This is a genomic window from Geobacillus sp. DSP4a (assembly GCF_013096875.1).
Lineage (GTDB): Bacteria > Bacillota > Bacilli > Bacillales > Anoxybacillaceae > Geobacillus > Geobacillus thermophilus.
Map to the genome: position 1 here is coordinate 1 of NZ_SDLD01000285.1, position 255 is coordinate 255.

Below are 255 nucleotides of genomic sequence, written 5' to 3' on the forward strand. Positions count from 1 at the left end.
GGACATCTCCGGATCAACGCTTGCTTACAGCTCCCCGGAGCGTTTCGGCGTTTGCCCCGTCCTTCATCGGCTCCTAGTGCCAAGGCATCCACCGTGCGCCCTTTCTAGCTTAACCTACAGCGCTCTCGGCTTCTTCCTTATTGTCTAGCGTCGGCTCGCCGCCGCTCGGGGTCAAATAACCTTCCCCCTCGGGGTGCCAGCACCCCTGCGGGCGAAGAACATTTGCCCATCGCGGCGAAACACTCGCCTCCGCTT

At 61.6% G+C, this 255-nt stretch carries 1 rRNA gene; it reads right to left on the reverse strand.

The features are described 5' to 3' along the window. Positions 1-115, reverse strand: a 23S ribosomal RNA gene (locus tag ETC02_RS17370); the annotation flags it as partial. Between the last annotated feature and the right edge of the window lie 140 nt (positions 116-255).